Source organism: Gordonia jacobaea, from assembly GCF_965344965.1.
Classification (GTDB): Bacteria; Actinomycetota; Actinomycetes; order Mycobacteriales; family Mycobacteriaceae; genus Gordonia; species Gordonia jacobaea.
This window is the reverse complement of record NZ_CBDRLS010000004.1, coordinates 543,907-561,040: the sequence shown is the minus strand read 5'-3', so window position 1 is coordinate 561,040 and position 17,134 is coordinate 543,907. Positions and strand designations below refer to the sequence as shown.

Below are 17,134 nucleotides of genomic sequence, written 5' to 3'. Positions count from 1 at the left end.
GCTACTCGCCACCTGTCGCTGAGGCATCCGCCGCACGGGCAGGAGCTTCGGACGGCGCCCCAGTCGTCGCGCCCTCAGTCGTCGCACCCTCGGAGCCGGTCGACCCCTCCGTTCCGCTCGGCACGGTCGGACTGCTCGGCACAGTGGGTTCGGTGGGCACCGCGGGTTCGGTGGGCACAGCGGGTTCGGTGGGCACCGGTGACGCGGGCGGCGACTCCACGACGCTCGATTCGGTTGCAGCTTCGGATGTTCCAGAGCTGTCCGAGGATTCGGTCGTGTCGACGGATTCGGGGGCAGTCGCTCGCGGTTCGGATGTGGCTGCGGCTCTCGACAGACCCGTGGTCGTGCGTGCCGCTGCAGTCGCGGCGCCAGAGTCCGCCGCGTCGGCCGCCGTGGCGGAAGGCGTTTGGGCTGCGACGTCGGAGGAGCTCTGCGGATGGTCGTAAGCGCTGTCGACGATCTTTTTGAGCGGATCGTTGAGCGCGTCTGCGACAAACCCGAGTCCGATGAATCGCAGCGGCTGCAGCAGCGGGAGGTCGTGGGACGGAATCATCACGTAGGTGGTGTTGCCGTCGGTCCACCTGACATTGTTCGGATCGTCGGGATCGGCGTCCACATAGGCGAACGGGTGGACGTACAACATGCCTGCGATGGCGTTCGCGTAGGCGATGAGGTTGAAGTGCGTCGGCCAATCCGCCCACCCGTCGTACTGCCGCCACAACTCGGTGACTTTGTAGCCGGTGTCAGTTGGCGTCTTCGGCAGCCAGGGCGGGCTGTAGGTGTTCTCCGGGTTGCCAACGAGCAGAAACGACGTCGTCGACGGCGGCGCGTACGAGGATGCGTTCTGGCTCAGGTTGCGCAACCAGAATGCGGCGACCTGTCCGCCCTGTGAGTACCCGAGAACCACGACATTCTTGTCGCCGTCGCTACGGAATGCAGCGTCGAGCGCAAAGGCGCCGATCGAGATCGGACCAACCTCGCCGAGCACTCCCCGCAGATGCGACGGGTCAAGCGCTGCCGGAGTCCAGATCTTCGTGCAGTTCGGTCCAGCTTTCAGACACGCTCCCCGCAACAGTGTTTTCATCACGGGAAAAAGGTTGTAGTCGAGTGGTTCGAGCGTGTAAATCGATGTGTCCGACGACGGGGCGGGCAGAACCGCCGCGGTCGCCCGCGGACTACCACTGAACAACGCGAGACTGACCATGCTGCAGGCGAAGAATGCAATGATTCCAGTGTTGCTCAATCGACTCCGGAGGCGGGCCATCCGCGTCATTCCTTTCGACAGCCCCCGAAGGTCTCCCAGAACAAACTGTACGCATAGATAGCTAACCAGACGCGCGTTAACCCGAATTGGAATTGCCTTTTACGTCAAATAGATTTGCCAAAATCAGATACCGTAAGAATCCGCTTGTACAAACCGCGGCGAATCACAATGCACACGCAACTAGTCGATACATTCTGAAACCCTGGCGTATCCCGATTCCGGGCGCATCCGAGTCCTGCCGCTCCCGAGTGCCGGTGCACGCCGAGGCCCGGCCAGTCTGAACCTCAGCCGAGGTGCGCCTGAGCTCCGGAGTTCTGCTTGTCCATGCGCTCGAGGCGCCCCTCGGTCATCGACGCGATCTGATCGACGATGACGCGCAGTCGCGCGGCGTCGGTATCGGCGGCCTGCCAGGTCGGGACGAAGATCGGATCGAGTCCGCCAGGAGCCGCGGCCATCAACCAGCCCGCGACCCGATGGATACGCTCGCGTTGGCGGGCCTGGTGCGACTTGTGGCGTTCGTTGGAGAAGATGAATCGCAGCGCCAAGGTCTTGAGGATCGCAACCTCGGCAGCGATCAGCGGCGGCACCGTCAGATCGGCGTCGTAGCGAGCGATCGAGCGCCCACCGACCTGCTCGCGGGTACCCGTGATGGCGGCGGACGCAAACCTGCCGATGAGTTCGCTCGTGAGTCTCTTGAGCCGCACCGACGCGTCGAGGCTGCCGTCGAACACCCCGACTGCACGCACGATGTCCATTTGCGAGAGCCTGCCCGCGGCGTCGATCAGCGGTTCCGGTTCCAACTCGGGAAACTCTGCGACGCCAATCTCCGCCAGCGTGCGTTGATCGTCAGGATCGCCGAGTGACCGGAGATCGATACGGTTGGCGATGACCCCGTCTTCAAGGTCGTGCACCGAGTATGCGACGTCGTCCGACCAGTCCATGACCTGTGCTTCGATGCACTGCCGATCGCCCGGCGCACCCTTGCGAACCCACGCGAGGGTGTCAGCGTCGTCGTCGTACGCACCGAACTTGCGGGCCGGTGGCCGGCGCAGCCACGGGTACTTGAGCGTGGCGTCCAGCGACGCGCGGGTCAGGTTCAACCCCGCGGAAGCACCGTCGGCGTCGAGCAGTTTCGGTTCGAGTCGAGTCAGGATGCGCAGGTTCTGCGCGTTGCCCTCGAACCCGCCGATGTCGACGGCAACCTCGTCGAGCGCTCGTTCGCCGTTGTGCCCGTACGGCGGATGCCCGATGTCGTGAGCGAGACCGGCGAGTTCGACGAGATCGGGCTCGCAGCCGAGACCGATCGCGATCCCGCGTCCGATCTGTCCCACCTCGAGCGAGTGCGTGAGGCGGGTGCGCGGAGTATCACCCTCGCGTGGTCCGACGACCTGGGTCTTGTCCGCAAGCCGACGCAATGCGGCCGAATGGAGTACGCGCGCACGGTCGCGCGCGTACTCACTGCGGTGATCTGTCCTGGTACCGGGCAGGCTGGCTGTCTTCGCGCCCTCACGAACGATGCGCTCGACAGCCTCCTCGCCGTACTCAGCAGTCGGAGGTATACCGGTCAGGCCAGAGAGCGGGGTACTAGTCAAGCACCCAGCCCCGACCGACCGCGAAGTCGGTGACGCGTTGACGGATGGCGACGATCTGCTTGGCAGTCAGGTCACCGGAGGCGTCGAGGAGCAGTTCGGTGATCTCCTCGGTGAACGCCGCTGCATCGAGTGACCCGCCGCCTCCACGGGGACGTCGACGGTCGGCTCCATGCGAGCGGTCGGAACCGTGCGACCGACCGTGGTGATCGTGTGAATCGCGACGATGTGGGCGCCCCGATCCCGACTCGTCGGCAGGCGCTTCTTCGGTGACCGCGACGTTGACCGCCTTGGCTCCGCGGTCGGTTTCCTCGATGTCGAACGAGACCTTGGCGCCCGGCTTCAGCGAATCCTCGTCGATATCGATGTCATTGATGTGCAAGAACACATCGGCACCGCCGGACTCCGGAGCCAAGAATCCGAAACCTCTGTTCGTGTCGTAATGAACAACTTTCCCGCTGACCGCCACGACTCCACTCACTCTCCTCGCCGCCCGGTCGGACCCCGTGTCCGACCGCGCACGGCAACTCTTCTCAATTGTGACAGACCACCGCAGGTCAGGCCTACCCAACGACCGACTGGCGAACCGTAGACGTCACGCCCCGAGCAGTTTGCTCCCCAGATATTCGACGACGCGATCGAGCGCGATCCGCTCCTGGCTCATCGTGTCGCGTTCGCGAATCGTCACGGCCTGATCGTCGAGGGTGTCGAAATCGACCGTTACGCAGAACGGCGTTCCGACCTCGTCCTGCCTGCGGTAACGCTTTCCGATCCCCTGGGCGTCGTCGAAGTCGACGTTCCAGTACTTGCGCAGTTCCGCGGCGAGGTCCTTGGCCTTCGGCGACAGCTTCTCGTTGCGCGAGAGCGGCAGGACCGCCACCTTCACCGGGGCGAGTCGACGATCGAGGCGGAGCACAGTACGAGTATCGGTGCCGCCCTTGGCATTCGGCACCTCTTCCTCGGTCAGCGCGTCACACAGGAACGCCATCACCGAACGTGTCAGACCGGCGGCGGGCTCGATCACGTAGGGGGTGTACCGCTCGCCCGTTGCCTGGTCGAAGAAGGACAGGTCTTCACCCGAATGCTTGGCGTGGGTGGACAGATCGAAGTCTGTGCGATTGGCAACGCCTTCGAGTTCGCCCCACGGGTTCCCCGAGAAGCCGAACTTGTACTCGACGTCGACGGTGCGCTTGGAATAGTGCGACAGCTTTTCCTTGGGATGGTCGTAGAGCCGCAGGTTCTCCGGATTGATACCGAGATCGGTGTACCAGGCGAAGCGTTGATCGATCCAGTACTGGTGCCATTCCTCGTCTTCACCCGGCTTGACGAAGAATTCCATCTCCATCTGCTCGAATTCGCGAGTGCGGAAGATGAAGTTGCCCGGGGTGATCTCGTTACGGAAGCTCTTGCCGATCTGTGCGATGCCGAACGGCGGCTTCTTGCGCGAGGTCGTCATGACGTTCTTGAAGTTGACGAAGATTCCCTGGGCGGTCTCCGGACGGAGGTAGTGCAGCCCCTCCTCGTCGTCGACCGGCCCGAGGTAGGTCTTCATCAATCCGCTGAACGCACGCGGCTCGGTCCAGTTGCCCGGCTGACCCGTCTCCGGGTCGTTGATGTCGGCGAGCCCGTTCTCCGGAGGATGTCCGTGCTTGAGTTCGTACGCCTCGATCAGGTGGTCGGCGCGGTAGCGCTTGTGGGTGTACAGCGATTCGACGAGCGGATCGGTGAACACCTCGACGTGGCCACTGGCTTCCCACACGGGCCGCGGGAGGATGACGGACGAATCGAGTCCGACGACGTCGTCGCGACTGGTGACCATGCTTCGCCACCACTGCCGCTTGATGTTCTCCTTGAGCTCCACTCCGAGCGGCCCGTAATCCCATGCCGACCGTGTTCCGCCGTAGATCTCGCCGCTCGGGTACACAAGACCCCGACGCTTGGCGAGGTTGACGACGGCTTCGACTTTGGCAGGGGCAGCATTCGACGGGCGGGAGGCCACAGGGATCTTTCTCCACGGACGTTGGGACAGGTCACAAACTTCTCGCCGGCACGCTGGCCGGCAACCCTTACAGCCTAGCCGTCCGCTGACGACGCCTGACCAGCGCCGTCGAGCATCCTCCGGTCCGAGCAGCGCGACCAGTGGGGCGTCGACCACAAATGACAACCACTTCCCTTAAGATGGAGAGATGGGAACTCGCGGCCAGTGTTCAGACGGCCTCGGCTCGCGCGGCGTCGGTGCCCGCGACGTCGCTGCGCGTGAGGCTGCCAGCGACCTGCTCCGGGCACTCGCATCGCCCATGCGGATCGCCATCGTGTTGGCACTGCAGGAAGACGCCCGCTGCGTGCACGAACTGGTGGGCTCGCTCGGCGTGAGCCAGCCATTGGTCAGCCAACACCTGCGCGTTTTGAAGGACGCCGGCGTCGTGAGCGGCGAACGCAATGGCCGCGAGATCATGTACTCGCTGATCGACGACCACCTTGCACACATCGTCACCGACGCCCTCACACACGCAACCGAACCTCGTCCGACGCCGCAGACAAGCGGCCCCGACGCGCCCGCCACGAACACCACGGCCGCAGCGACAACACAGCGATCGACCGCGCACAGCGACGAAACGAAACGATGAGCAGCACCGACACCACTGACAACGCCGCGACCACCGACACCACGGGCCGCGAGCGTCCCGTCACCGGAATCCGTTCCACGCGGCAACGCGCGGCAATCGCCGACGCACTGTCGGAGGGCGACGACTTCCGCTCGGCACAGGAGCTTCACGAGCAACTCAAAGCCCGTGGCGAATCGATCGGTTTGACCACCGTCTATCGCAACCTGCAGGCGCTGAGCCAGGCCGGGCAAATCGACGCCCTCTGGGACGGTTCGGGCGAGATGCGTTACCGCAACTGTTCGTCGGTGCATCACCACCACCTGGTGTGCCGGGTGTGCGGCACGACGGTCGAGGTGCAGGCAGATCCGGTGGAGCGCTGGGCGTCGAAGATCGCGGCAGAACACGGCTTCAGCGACATCCACCACACCGTCGAGGTGTTCGGGGTGTGTGCCGACTGCCGCGCCGCGCGCTGACTTGAGTCGGCGCGAGTATGTTCGGCGGGGTTCAGCTCGCGTCGACGAGCTTACGGGCGATGTCGTCGCCGCCGGACAGTACGATGTGCAGCACCGTCAGCAATGGGATGTCGGTGAGGCCGTCGGCCGGAAATGTGTAGTACTGCAACACATCTGTGGTCACGCCGGTCAGATCGGAACGTCGTAGGTTACCGAAGCTCAGCGTCGCGTCGAGTTCTTCGACGTCGGAACGGAGCGCGTCGGTGTTGGGAAGGTTGAGCGCGAGCAACTGTGTCACCGAGACCACCTGAAGGTCGTCGGCCAGCGCGATGACACGAACCGACGCCCGCGTCGAGCCGACAGCGACGACCACTGATTCGGCGTCGGCGTCGGTGACGTCGCCGATCTCGGTCAGGAGCGTGGCCACTCTTTCGAGTAGAACCTGTTGCGCGGCAGAGGAATTGGGGCCCGACTCATCACTCATCGACTCATCGCTCACCGACCACTCACGCTCACTCCGTCGTCATCACGCCGCCGAAGCGGCGGTCGCGTGATGCGTACTCGACGCACGCTGCCCACAGGTCGCGGCGATCGAAGTCGGGAAACAGCTTCTCCTGATAGACCATCTCGGCGTATGCCGACTGCCAGAGCAGGAAGTTCGAGATGCGCTGCTCCCCCGACGGACGCAGGAACAAATCGACGTCGGGCATGTCCGGCTCGTCGAGATACTTTGCGAACGACGCCTCGGTGATCCGCTCGGGATCGAGCTCGCCCGCCGCGGCGCGTCGAGCGATCTCCTTTGCCGCATCAGCGATTTCGGCCCGCCCACCATAGTTCACACACATGGTGAGGGTCATGACCGTGTTGTCCTTGGTCAGTTCCTCGGCCACTTCGAGTTCTTTGATCACGCTGCGCCACAGGCGTGGTCGGCGTCCGGCCCAGCGCACGCGCACACCCATCTCGTTCATCTCATCGCGACGGCGGCGGATCACGTCGCGGTTGAAGCCCATCAGGAACCGGACCTCATCCGGACTGCGAGACCAGTTCTCCGTCGAGAACGCGTACGCCGAGAGCCACGTGACGCCCATCTCGATGCAGCCGCAGACGGTGTCCATGAGCACCGCCTCGCCACGCTTGTGCCCCTCGGTGCGTGGCAGCCCTCGCTCGGTGGCCCACCGGCCGTTGCCGTCCATCACGAGCGCGACGTGGCGAGGGATCAGTTCGGCGGGCAATGCGGGTGGTGTGGCTCCGCTCGGATGCGGGTCGGGTGGACGAACCGCGCGTCGTTCCTGTGCTGCGGCTTGCTTTGCCCGTTCATCCCGAGCCGCGGACCGCGACCGTAGCGCCATCGCCGGCTCCTCTCACATTCGGTGAAACCAGACTATGAGGGGTTGCGCGTTCGATGAGCGGCAGGGTGCGCAATTGACGCTCGAGATGCCATTGCAGATGCGCGGCGACCAATCCGCTGGCTTGACGTCGTAGCGACTCGGTCGCGTCCGTGGTGTGCTCCCACTGCCCTCGGTACAGCGAGTCCATGAGATCGAGGACTCCGGGCGACGGGGTCGCGGCTCCCGGCGGACGACAGTGCAGGCATACCGCACCGCCGGCAGCGACGTGGAACGCCCGATGCGGGCCAGGCGAAGCGCAGCGTGCACAGACATCCAAGGCGGGCATCCAGCCGGCGCAGTGCATCGCCCTGAGCAGGAAGGCGTCGAGGATCAGCCCTCCCGGGCGCCGATCATCTGCCAGCGCCTCGAGGGCACCGACGGTGAGCCGGTGCAACTGTGGGGCGGGAGCGCGTTCCTCACCGGCAAGGCGTTCCGCGGTCTCGAGGACGGCGCACGCCGTGGTGTAGCGGGCGTAGTCGGCGACGATCGCGTCGGCGAACGCGTGGATCGAATGAACCTGTGTGACGACGTCGAGGTTGCGTCCCGGATAGAGGTGGATGTCGACGTGGGCGAACGGTTCCAGCCGGGCACCGAACTTCGACCTCGTCCGACGCACACCCTTGGCGACCGCACGCACCAATCCGTGCTCCGCGGTCAGCAATGTGATGATGCGGTCGGCCTCGCCGAGCTTGTGCTGACGCAGCACAACCGCTTCATCCTGGTAGAACCTCACCGTGCCATTGTTCCACCGGGCACCGACATGGTCCGTCGAGACATGCCGCTAACCGCTGCCACTTCCGGAGTCGTCCGGTTCGCGCTCGTGGGCACCGACGTGAGTACCGGTCGACGCCTCGCGCTTGCGCACGCTGGCGCCCGCGACCCCGGCCACATGCTGTGGTGCCGGCGTGGTGATCGTCGGGAGACTGCCGCTACCGCCGTCGAAGATCTTGGCCATCCGCGGCGAGAGCCGCATGCCACCGGGGAAGCGATGCCAGCCCTTGTGGTCGTAGTACTTGGTTCCCACCCAGCCCAGCAGTCCGCCCACGATCAGTCCGACGATCGTCTGGATCACGGCGCGGCCGAGGCCCGCATCCCAGTCGGCATCGAAGTACAGAATCGACCGAACCCCGAGGTACACCAGATGCATCGGCTCGACGGACGCGATCCAGGCGAACAGTCGCGGGCTGGCCTCCAGCGGCACGGTGCCGCCCGACGACGGCAGGCCGAGAATCACGAAGAACACCAGATTCAGGATCAGACCCGGGTTTCCGAAGACTGCCATCGCCGACGCCGCCGACACACCGACGGCGAAGATCACCAACACCGAATACGTCCACAACACAAACGCATTCGGTAACGAGGTCCCCACCGCCGTACACACCCCGACATACAGCGCCGACTGGATGAACGCGATCAGCAACATGATCGTCCACTTGGCGGCGAGAGTTCCCCAGCGCGAGATCGGCAGTCGCAGACGCAGTTGGTAGAACGGGCCGAACTCGATGGGCGTCTGGCCGAGCGCGGCGTCGACCACGATGCTCACCATCATCGCACCGGTGAAGCCGGCGAGAATCAACAGAAGTGTGTAGTAGAAGGCCGACAAGCCGTTCCCGGAGCCCTCGGGCAGCGGATTGGGTTCGACGGTCCGCACGTCCACCGGCTGCGAGAGAGCAAGCTGAGCCGCACCACTGAATGGCACGTTTGCCTTCGCGAGTTGTTCACTCACCGACTGCGTGAGTTGGTCACCCACCTGCTTGTTGACCTGCGTCGACACGCGTTCGGAGAACTGTGTCGTGATGGCTGAGGCGAACGTTCCCGAGCCGCGATTGATGTAGATGTCGATCGGCAGCTTCTCGGGCTTGGCCTGCAGCACCGCCGATTGGCCAAGTGCCACAGCCCGATTGGTGAAGTTCGGGCTGATGATCACGACGCCGTAGACCTTGCCCGTGTTCAACTCGTTCAGCGCGGTGGTGCGGTCGGTCTTGTGCACCGCGATCCCGCTCTTCGCCGCCTCGTCGATGATGCCCTTGGCGATCTGGTCGCCGTAGTTCTGCTTGTCCGTCCCGCCGTCGGCGTTGGGAACCTCGCCACCGTTGTCCTGGTTGGCCAATGCGATCGGGAAGTCGTGCAGATTGCGTTCCGGATCGGCGATAGCGCCCATGTACAACGCCGCCATGAACGACATGATGACGACGACGAGCAACACCGGTAGGACCCAGAACTTGGGCGCACCCAGCACCTCTGAGATCGTGCTGACCGCCTGCTCCTCGTGCGGGTATCCGTCAGCGCCGGTCTGCGCGGACCCACTCTCGTCGGTGAGAGTCTCCGTGCTGTGACCGTCTTGATCGTGACCGTCTTGATCGTGACTGTCGTGATCGTGACCGTCTTGATCGTGACTGTCGTGATCGTGACCGTCTTGATCGTGACTGTCTTGCGTCGAATCGACCGCGTCGGCTGGTGCCGATTCGTCCGATCCCTCGTGCTTGCCCACCGTCGTACCTCCTGAAGAGATCGGCCGTCAGAAGCCCATTCGTCCCAGCTGTTTGGGGTCTCGCTGCCAGTCCTTTGCCACTTTCACGTGCAGATCCAGGTAGACCTTCACGCCGAGCAGGTTCTCGATCTGCGCCCGAGCAGTGGTACCCACCTGCTTGAGGCGCGAACCCTTGTGTCCGATGATGATGCCCTTCTGGCTGTCGCGCTCCACGTAGAGAATCGCGTGGACGTCGACCATCGGTGCCTGATCGGGGCGTCGGTCCTCGCGCGGGATGACCTCCTCGATCACGACCGCCAGCGAGTGCGGCAACTCGTCGTGCACACCCTCGAGGGCGGCCTCGCGGATGAACTCCGCCATCAGGACCTGCTCGGGTTCGTCGGTCAGCTCTCCGTCGGGGTAGAACGCGGGGCCCGGTTCCATCAGCGAGACGAGGACGTCTGTGAGTACGTCGAGCTGCGCGCCGCTGGTCGCCGACACCGGAACCACCTCGGACTCGCTGCCGAGCAGGTTGCTCAGTGCGAGCAGTTGGGCCGCGACCTTGTCGGGTGTGACACGGTCGATCTTTGTCACGACGCCGAGAACCGTCGTCTTGGGTGCCATCTGTCGCACCTGCGACACGATCCACCGGTCACCGGGACCGATCGCCTCGTCGGCCGGGATGCAGATCCCGATGACATCGACCTCCGAGTAGGTGTCGCGGACGAGATCGTTGAGTCGTTGCCCGAGGAGTGTGCGCGGTCGGTGCAGACCGGGGGTGTCGACGATGATCAGCTGAGCGTCCGGCCGGTTCACGATTCCACGAATGGTGTGCCGTGTGGTCTGAGGACGATTCGACGTGATCGCGATCTTCTCGCCGACGAGGGCGTTCGTGAGCGTCGACTTTCCCGTGTTGGGCCTGCCGACGAAACAGACGAATCCTGAGCGGAACTCGTCGCTCATGAGTCGACGCGATCGACGACGGCGCCGCTTCCGTCGGCGACGATCAGAGGCGCCGACGGGCTGATCTCGTGCAGCGTCGCCAGGCCGGGATCGTCTGCGCGGCCGCCGACGACGACGGCACCCTCGAACTCGGCCGCTCCGCTGCCGAGTGCCGTCGCGAGCGCGACCTGAAGACCCGTCAACTGCAGCGAGCGCGTCTCGACGTCTGCCCCGGCGTAGGTACGCCCGTCACCGTCGCGGACTGCCGCCCCCGATGCGGTCTCCGCGCGGGCGCGCGCTCCCCTGGCGAGCACGACGAGTTTGTTGTCCTCGTCGTCGAGTGTCTGGGTCACCTGTGATCCTTGCCGTTGCGTGCGTGAACCGACGTGCCGCGGTCCGAGCCGTTCCGCTCAGAGTATTCCCCATCGGTGTCGGTGTCGGCGTCACGCACTCGGCGCAGCGCGCCCGCGTCGGAATCCGCACGGGCGTCACCGCGTCGTCGATCACGCCGTGCGTCGTCGTCATCCCGCGAGGTAGCGTCTGCGTCGTCATCATCGGCAGATTCCAACTTGGTCACCAACACAGTGGTGATACGTTGACGCCCTTGCTGATTGGGGCCTCCCTCTGCGACCAGCCGCAGTCCGTGGGATTCGACGTCTGCACCTGGCAGCGGCACGCGGCCCAACTCCAGCCCGACGAGTCCACCGACGGTTTCCACCTCGTCGTCGTCGATCTCGATGTCGAAGAGTTCGCCGAGATCCTCGACGGGCAGCCGTGCCGACACCCGAACACGGCCATCACCCAGATCTTCGATCGGAGCGACCTCGTCGGTGTCGTACTCGTCGGTGATCTCACCCACGATCTCCTCGAGTACGTCCTCGATGGTGACCAGGCCTGCGATGCCCCCGTACTCGTCGACCAGGAGCGCCATGTGGTTGCGGGTGCGCTGCATGTCGGCGAGGACCTTGTCCAGTGGCTTCGAGTCGGGCATGAACTCGGCCGGACGCATGAGGTCTCGCACCCGGATGACCGTGATCGGTTCTCCCGCATTCAAAGTCGACGCGAGATCTTTGAGATATACGACGCCGAGCACGTCGTCGGGATTCTCACCGATCACGGGTATGCGCGAATGCCCGGACCGCAGTGCGAGATTCAGCGCCTGCGCGACGGTCTTGTCGTCCTCGATCCAGATCATCTCGGTGCGCGGGACCATCACCTCACGGGCGTTGGTGTCTCCGAGGTCGAACACGGATTGGATCATCCGGCGCTCATCTGCCGCGACCACACCGCTTGCCTCCGCGAGGTCGACGACCTCTCGCAACTCGACCTCGGTGGCGAACGGCCCGTTGCGGTAACCGCGTCCGGGGGTCAACGCGTTGCCGATGAGGATGAGAAGTCGGGTGACCGGTGTCAGCAGCACACCGAGGGCCTGCAGGAACACCGCCGAGGCCAGCGCGACGCTGTAGGCGTGTTGCCTGCCCAGCGTGCGAGGTCCGACGCCTGCCGCGATGTAGGAGAGCACGGTCATGCCCGCGATTGTGACGACGAGCCCCCAGCCGACCCCGAGCGCATCGACCGCGGCGACAGCGGCGAGTGCGACCGCCGCTGTCTCGCAGGCGACGCGAAGGAACACGGCGAGACCGACGTAGGTGGCGCGCGCATCCAACACCGACACGAGCCTGCGCGCACCGGCACGCTGCTCTTTGACCATGTCTTCGACACGAGCGATGGACACCGTCGACACCGCGGTGTCGACCGCGGCGAACACGCCTGCGAAAGCGAGCAGTACCAGAGCGACGATGAGGAACCAGATGTCTTGCGACAAGGTCACGTGTCCTTGGCCGGGGTCTGACCCGAGTCGGGGGCGTCGGGAGCCGCGTCGACCGACGCGACGTCGGAGAAGCCGATGTTGGTCAACAGCTTGGTGTCACGATCGGACTGTCGCTGCACCTGCGCGACGCGGTGACGTTCGGCGTAGAACTCCTCGAGGATGCTGTTCTGCAGCCCGAACATCTCCTTTTCCTCCTCCGGCTCGGCGTGGTCGTAGCCGAGCAGGTGCAGGACACCGTGGATCGTGAGCATCGCGAGTTCATGGTCGAAGGAGCGTCGTGCCTCCTTGGCTTGACGCTTCGCGAAAGCGGGACAGATCACGATGTCCCCGAGGATCGCCGGACCGGGTTCCGCGGCGTCGGGGCGGCCGCCGGGTACGAGTTCGTCCATCGGGAAGCTCATGACGTCGGTCGGGCCGGGCAGGTCCATCCACTGGACGTGCATGTCGGCCATTGTGTCCTCGTCGACGAGAAGCAGCGAGAGCTCGGCTGCCGGATTGACATCCATCGCCCCCACGGCGAACCGCGCGGCGCCGATGATCAGTTCCGCCGGGGCCTCGACGCCCGACTCGTTGGCGAGTTCGATACTCATGAGCGTCGTCCCTGTCCCGCGGCGCGTCGAGCCGCACGATTGCCACCTTGGGCGCCGGCGTCACGCAGCCGACCCGACGAACGATGTGCCTCGTCGTCGCGACCGTATGCATCGACGATGTCGGCCACCAGCCGATGACGCACGACGTCGGAGCTGTTCAGATGCGAGAAGTGGATGTCGTCGATGCCCTCGAGAATGCGCGTCGCGGCGTTGAGGCCGCTCTGCGCTCCGCCGGGCAGGTCGACCTGCGTGACGTCGCCGGTGACGACGACCTTCGACCCGAACCCGAGACGGGTCAGGAACATCTTCATCTGCTCGCTGGTCGTGTTCTGCGCCTCGTCGAGAATGATGAAGGCGTCGTTCAACGTGCGTCCACGCATATATGCCAGCGGCGCGACCTCGATGACGCCCGCCGCCATGAGTTTCGGTATCGACTCCGGATCGATCATGTCGTGCAGAGCGTCGTACAGCGGCCGCAGGTACGGGTCGATCTTCTCGCTGAGGGTTCCCGGAAGGAAGCCGAGCCGCTCCCCTGCCTCGACTGCCGGGCGCGTGAGGATGATGCGGTTGACCGCTTTGCCCTGCAGCGCCTGGACCGCCTTGGCCATCGCGAGGTACGTCTTGCCGGTTCCCGCTGGTCCGAGCCCGAACACAATGGTGTTGTTGTCGATGGCGTCGACATACTTCTTCTGGTTGAGCGTCTTGGGCCGGATCGTCTTTCCGCGGCGGGAGATGATGTCGAGCGACAGCACTTCTGCCGGCGACTCCGACGACCCTTCGCTCAACATCGACACGCTGTGCCGCACGAGATCGGGGGTGAGCGGAGTCCCGCGTCCCACCAGGTCGACCAGTTCGGCCACAACTCTTTCCGACGCCGCGACGTCGGTCTGCTGACCGCTGAGCGTTACCTGGTTGCCGCGAACATGGATATCGGCGGGGAGCAGCTTCTCGAGGGTGCGCAGGTTGATGTCACTGGCCCCGAGCAGGCCGAAAACCACCTCGGGAGAGATTTCCACGTTGGAGGTGACCACAGGTCTGCCCCCTGATGTTCCGCTGCTCGGCGCGTTCACGTCGGGGGTGCCGTCACTCACGTATGCAATCACTCCTGGTGTCTGGGGCTTTGGGCTCTATGCGTGCACTCGGATTCGGATCGAAACCGTGTCCGATACGAGTCTATCGCGCCACAACGGCCGATCAGCAGGCAATATTCCGGGCACGGTGGTGCCACGCAACACCGCTCCCGGCACTCAGATCCCGAGAACGCGCAGTGTCTGCCGGTTACACACGCTTCGCGGATCGACGAAGGCATCGTGCCCCTCGTCGGGCACCACGATGAGCTCCGCGGATTGCCCTCGCGCACAGACTGTTTCGACGTAATGCCTGCTGACGTCAACGGGGATCGCGGTGTCGAGGGTGCCGTGAATGGCGACGACGTGCGCGTCGAACGGCTCCTGTTCGATCGGCGACGCCTGCCGGTAGCGCTCTGGCATGGCGTCGTACGGGCCTCCCATCAACCCCTCGACGGAGGGTCGCGCGGCACGACCGGCACCCACGAGATCCAGTGCCGATGCCTGCGCGACGACCGTGGTGATCGTCGTCGACGCTGTCTTCGCTCCGAGCTGCGCCACCGACCAGAGCGCGAGTTGCCCACCTGCGGAATGCCCGACGACGGCCACGTCGGTCCAGTCGACGCACGCCCGCAGGTCGGGTTCGAGTGCGTCGGGAATCTCGGTATCGAGCGCCTCGATCGCGGAGCGGACGTCGGTTCCCGTCGCGGGCCACCCGGCACCCGCTTCACCGATACGTCGATACTCGACGTTCCACACCAGTGCGCCCCGCTCGGCGTACTGCCGCGCGATCGCCGATTCGATGGTCAGGCTGAACTCGGTTGTCCAGTAGCCACCGTGCACGAGGATCACCGGGCGCATCCGGTCCGGACGGTCGTCGGCGCTTGCGACGTGGTAGAGGTGACCGAACTGCGACGGCTCGGGTCCGTACGCGATCTTCGTGCGGTGCACCGCGCACCGCTTCACCGCTCCCACCTATCGGTGAGAACGCCGATCGCTCCGAGCGCGACAGCGGCGGCGGCCGACGTCCGCAGAACCTCGGGACCCAGGACCACCGAGGTCGCCCCCAGCGCCGTCAGATCGGCGATCTCGGCGTCGTCGAGTCCACCTTCCGGCCCCACCACGAGGGCGATCTCGGAGGCACCTGCCAGCGGTAGCGACCGCAGCGGCACTGCGCCGTCCTCGTGCAGCACCGCGACCGCGCCACCGTCTGCCGCGACGCCCGCGCAGATCGCGCGCACATCCATCGTCGTCGCGAGGTCGCCGATGTCGGGAATCCATGGGCGTCGACTCTGCTTTGCCGCCGCGGACGCCGCAGCCTTCCACTTCGCAATTCCCTTGTCCGCCTTGCCAGTCCATCGCGCGACGCACCGCGCGGACTGCCAGGGCACGATGCGATCCGCACCCGCCTCCGTCGCAAGGTCGACGGCGAGCTCCGAACGCTCGGCTTTCGGAAGCGCCTGGATGACCGTGACGGTCGGGCGCGGACGGTCGATGAAGGTGTATCCATGAGCGCGCGCGACAAGCGTGTCCTTCGAGCGGATCGCCTCGACAGCGCAGTCGGCGACAGAACCCCGGCCATCACCGACGAGAAGTTGCTCGCCGACTCCGAGGCGCGTCACGGTCACGGCGTGCCTTCCCTCGCTACCGGCGAGCACGACTTCACCGCCCACGCGAGGCACCTCGTCGACCCAGAACAGCGGAGGACTCACCGACGTCGACCCTTCAGCTCACGATCCACTCGTCGCGCCACTCCGCTGTGACCTGTCAGCGTCCGGCGAAGGCGTTACGAAGCCGCGAGAACAGACCGCCAGGCGCTGCGGCGGCAGTGGTGGTGACCAGATCGATCTGCTCCCCCGACGTCTCGCGATACGCCGAGAGCGCCGCCGACTGTCCGGCGTCGAGCTTCGTCGGTACATGCACGTCGAGGTGCACGTGCAAGGTGCCACGCACACCGCTGTTCACATGCGGCATACCCTGCCCGCGAACCTTGACCACCTGGCCGGGCTGAGTACCCGGCTCGATGGCGACGGTGATGTCGTCGCCGAGGATCGATGCAACCGTGAACTCCGCACCGAGCGCGGCGTCGGCCATCGGCACCCGCAGCGTGCAGTGCAGATCGTCCTTGTCGCGGATGAAGACGTCGTGCGGACGCTCGGAGACCTCGACATACAGGTCGCCTGCGGGTCCACCACCCATACCGACCTCGCCCTGACCTGCCAGGCGGACCCGCATACCGCTCTCGATACCCGCGGGGATGCGCACCGTCATGGTGCGGCGCGAACGCACGCGGCCATCGCCACCGCACTTGTGGCACGGATCCGGGATGACCTCACCCGTGCCGTGGCAGGTCGGGCATTCGCGGACGGTCATGACCTGGCCGAGGATCGAGCGCTGCACGGCCTGGATCTCGCCCGCACCCCTACAGGTGTCGCACGTGACGGGCTTGGAGTCGCCGTTGGTGCCCGAACCCTGGCACACGTCGCAGAGGATGGCCGTGTCGACGGTGATCTCTTTGTTGACACCGGACGCGCACTCTTCGAGCGTCAGCTCCACCGACACGAGGGCCGGTTCGCCGGGCTGCACGCGTCCCTTGGGTCCGCGACTTCCGCCGAAGCCGCCGCCCCCACCGAAGAACGCCTCGAAGACGTCGCCGAGGCCGCCCCCACCGAAGCCTCCGGCGAATCCTCCAGCGCCGGGCCCGGCCAACGGATCGCCGCCCGCGTCGACGATTCGACGCTTCTCCGGGTCACTGAGCACCTCGTAGGCGGTGGTGACCTCTTTGAAGCGCTCCTCCTCGTTGGGGTTCACGTCGGGATGCAGTTCTCGGGCCTTCTTGCGATATGCCCGCTTGATCTCCTGGTCGCTGGCACCCTTCGCCACGCCAAGAACTCCGTAGTAGTCAGTTGCCACGCTGTCGTCCGGTCCTCTGTGT

18 protein-coding genes are annotated in these 17,134 nt (G+C 65.2%); 2 read left to right on the top strand and 16 right to left on the bottom strand.

What is annotated here, in order from left to right; genetic code table 11:
* Position 1: 1 nt before the first annotated feature.
* From ACRVY7_RS16775 to ACRVY7_RS16760, 4 genes are all read right to left on the bottom strand, one after another.
* Positions 2-1,243 (bottom strand): PE-PPE domain-containing protein, encoded by a 1,242-nt coding sequence (locus tag ACRVY7_RS16775; protein ID WP_431817843.1) that lies wholly within the window; start codon positions 1,241-1,243, stop codon positions 2-4.
* A gap of 305 nt (positions 1,244-1,548) precedes the next feature.
* Complete coding sequence (locus ACRVY7_RS16770) at positions 1,549-2,856, bottom strand: deoxyguanosinetriphosphate triphosphohydrolase (protein WP_431817842.1); 1,308 nt, start codon at positions 2,854-2,856, stop codon at positions 1,549-1,551.
* On the bottom strand, positions 2,849-3,322 hold the full coding sequence (locus tag ACRVY7_RS16765) for a cold-shock protein (RefSeq protein WP_064864654.1): 474 nt from the start codon (positions 3,320-3,322) through the stop codon (positions 2,849-2,851). Before ACRVY7_RS16765 ends, ACRVY7_RS16770 begins: the two co-directional genes overlap by 8 nt.
* A gap of 126 nt (positions 3,323-3,448) precedes the next feature.
* Positions 3,449-4,852, bottom strand: coding sequence for a glycine--tRNA ligase (locus tag ACRVY7_RS16760; RefSeq protein WP_005206493.1), 1,404 nt, complete (start codon positions 4,850-4,852; stop codon positions 3,449-3,451).
* Between the two features lie 187 nt (positions 4,853-5,039).
* Here ACRVY7_RS16760 and ACRVY7_RS16755 point away from each other — a divergent pair, with 187 nt between their 5' ends.
* The gene (locus ACRVY7_RS16755) at positions 5,040-5,480 is read left to right on the top strand and encodes an ArsR/SmtB family transcription factor (protein ID WP_431817841.1); all 441 of its coding nucleotides are present in this window, start codon (positions 5,040-5,042) and stop codon (positions 5,478-5,480) included.
* Positions 5,477-5,932: a Fur family transcriptional regulator gene (locus ACRVY7_RS16750; RefSeq protein WP_049698331.1), complete on the top strand. Its 456-nt coding sequence runs from the start codon at positions 5,477-5,479 to the stop codon at positions 5,930-5,932. Before ACRVY7_RS16755 ends, ACRVY7_RS16750 begins: the two co-directional genes overlap by 4 nt.
* 31 nt (positions 5,933-5,963) lie before the next feature.
* On the opposite strand, the gene ACRVY7_RS16745 is transcribed toward ACRVY7_RS16750, so the two are convergent.
* The 12 genes from ACRVY7_RS16745 to dnaJ form a co-directional block, all read right to left on the bottom strand.
* Positions 5,964-6,395 (bottom strand): hypothetical protein, encoded by a 432-nt coding sequence (locus ACRVY7_RS16745; protein ID WP_431817840.1) that lies wholly within the window; start codon positions 6,393-6,395, stop codon positions 5,964-5,966.
* Between the two features lie 28 nt (positions 6,396-6,423).
* Positions 6,424-7,260, bottom strand: a complete 837-nt coding sequence (locus tag ACRVY7_RS16740; RefSeq protein WP_005206497.1) for an isoprenyl transferase — start codon at positions 7,258-7,260, stop codon at positions 6,424-6,426.
* The gene (gene recO, locus ACRVY7_RS16735; RefSeq protein WP_049698332.1) at positions 7,226-8,032 is read right to left on the bottom strand and encodes a DNA repair protein RecO; all 807 of its coding nucleotides are present in this window, start codon (positions 8,030-8,032) and stop codon (positions 7,226-7,228) included. Before recO ends, ACRVY7_RS16740 begins: the two co-directional genes overlap by 35 nt.
* Positions 8,033-8,080: 48 nt before the next feature.
* Positions 8,081-9,790 (bottom strand): YhgE/Pip domain-containing protein, encoded by a 1,710-nt coding sequence (locus ACRVY7_RS16730; protein WP_431817839.1) that lies wholly within the window; start codon positions 9,788-9,790, stop codon positions 8,081-8,083.
* A 27-nt stretch (positions 9,791-9,817) separates the two neighbouring features.
* Positions 9,818-10,732: a GTPase Era gene (gene era / locus ACRVY7_RS16725; RefSeq protein ID WP_049698334.1), complete on the bottom strand. Its 915-nt coding sequence runs from the start codon at positions 10,730-10,732 to the stop codon at positions 9,818-9,820.
* Positions 10,729-11,064, bottom strand: coding sequence for a cytidine deaminase (locus ACRVY7_RS16720; protein ID WP_431817838.1), 336 nt, complete (start codon positions 11,062-11,064; stop codon positions 10,729-10,731). Before ACRVY7_RS16720 ends, era begins: the two co-directional genes overlap by 4 nt.
* Entirely contained in the window at positions 11,061-12,536 is a 1,476-nt protein-coding gene (locus tag ACRVY7_RS16715) for a hemolysin family protein (RefSeq protein WP_431817890.1), read from the bottom strand. The genes ACRVY7_RS16720 and ACRVY7_RS16715 overlap by 4 nt, the downstream gene beginning before the upstream one ends.
* Before the next feature lie 2 nt (positions 12,537-12,538).
* Entirely contained in the window at positions 12,539-13,132 is a 594-nt protein-coding gene (gene ybeY, locus ACRVY7_RS16710; protein WP_049698337.1) for an rRNA maturation RNase YbeY, read from the bottom strand.
* Positions 13,129-14,223: a PhoH family protein gene (locus tag ACRVY7_RS16705; protein WP_431817837.1), complete on the bottom strand. Its 1,095-nt coding sequence runs from the start codon at positions 14,221-14,223 to the stop codon at positions 13,129-13,131. Before ACRVY7_RS16705 ends, ybeY begins: the two co-directional genes overlap by 4 nt.
* A 156-nt stretch (positions 14,224-14,379) precedes the next feature.
* On the bottom strand, positions 14,380-15,150 hold the full coding sequence (locus tag ACRVY7_RS16700; protein WP_431817889.1) for an alpha/beta hydrolase family protein: 771 nt from the start codon (positions 15,148-15,150) through the stop codon (positions 14,380-14,382).
* An 11-nt stretch (positions 15,151-15,161) separates the two neighbouring features.
* Positions 15,162-15,911, bottom strand: coding sequence for a 16S rRNA (uracil(1498)-N(3))-methyltransferase (locus tag ACRVY7_RS16695; RefSeq protein WP_431817836.1), 750 nt, complete (start codon positions 15,909-15,911; stop codon positions 15,162-15,164).
* A gap of 55 nt (positions 15,912-15,966) precedes the next feature.
* A complete protein-coding gene (gene dnaJ, locus ACRVY7_RS16690; protein ID WP_049698339.1) occupies positions 15,967-17,112 on the bottom strand; it encodes a molecular chaperone DnaJ in 1,146 nt (381 codons plus the stop codon).
* Positions 17,113-17,134: the final 22 nt, after the last annotated feature.

Excerpts from the sequence above, each read along its gene's own strand:
- ACRVY7_RS16755 (WP_431817841.1), top strand. The coding sequence starts at position 5,040 with ATGGGAACTCGCGGCCAGTGTTCAGACGGCCTCGGCTCGCGCGGCGTC.
- ACRVY7_RS16750 (WP_049698331.1), top strand. The coding sequence starts at position 5,477 with ATGAGCAGCACCGACACCACTGACAACGCCGCGACCACCGACACCACG.
- ACRVY7_RS16745 (WP_431817840.1), bottom strand. The coding sequence starts at position 6,395 with ATGAGTGATGAGTCGGGCCCCAATTCCTCTGCCGCGCAACAGGTTCTA.
- ACRVY7_RS16740 (WP_005206497.1), bottom strand. The coding sequence starts at position 7,260 with ATGGCGCTACGGTCGCGGTCCGCGGCTCGGGATGAACGGGCAAAGCAA.
- era (WP_049698334.1), bottom strand. The coding sequence starts at position 10,732 with ATGAGCGACGAGTTCCGCTCAGGATTCGTCTGTTTCGTCGGCAGGCCC.
- ybeY (WP_049698337.1), bottom strand. The coding sequence starts at position 13,132 with ATGAGTATCGAACTCGCCAACGAGTCGGGCGTCGAGGCCCCGGCGGAA.